At 63.9% G+C, this 521-nt stretch carries 2 protein-coding genes; one reads left to right on the top strand and one right to left on the bottom strand.

The features are described 5' to 3' along the window. A partial coding sequence (locus AC5RWX_RS34220; protein ID WP_494100564.1) for a chorismate mutase occupies positions 1-269 on the bottom strand: 269 nt, incomplete at its 3' end. A gap of 19 nt (positions 270-288) precedes the next feature. Between AC5RWX_RS34220 and AC5RWX_RS34225 the strand changes: the two genes are divergently transcribed. Continuing rightward, positions 289-521: VOC family protein (locus tag AC5RWX_RS34225; protein WP_494100565.1), on the top strand; the 233-nt coding region annotated here is incomplete at its 3' end.

A 521-nucleotide genomic window follows, 5' to 3' on the forward strand; every position in this document is an offset into this window, starting at 1 on the left:
ATGGCCCGGTAGGTGGATTCAACGATGTCCGGATCGATGGCCTTCTTCTCCGCGGCGGAGCGGACGTGCTCAATGACCCGCTCCACGCGGCCGGGCGCGCGGACCTCGGCGTCGTCGCCCTTAAGGGTCCCCGCGATCCGGATCAGCCGCTCCCTGCGGGCAATGAGGGTGACAATCTGGTCATCCACCTCGTCAACGGCAACCCGGACGGCAGCGAGCTGTTCCTTGTCGGCCAGAGCATCTCTATCGTTCCCTTGAATTGTTGCCATCCTCTGACAGTATCGAACCATGCAACCCAGAGTCGACTTCATTTCACTGGGCGTCCGCAGCGTCCCTGCGTCCCGGTCCTTCTATGTAGACGGCCTTGGCTGGCCCGTGCACCGGGAATTTCCGGGGGACGTGGTGTTCATCCAGGTGAACCACGGCCTGGTGCTGTCCCTGTGGGATGTCCGCCAGATGCAGGCTGACGCCGGTGTCAGTGCGCCCGGCCCCGTCCCCTGCATCACGCTCAGCCACAACCT

Source organism: Arthrobacter sp. SPT-J7, assembly GCF_059089965.1.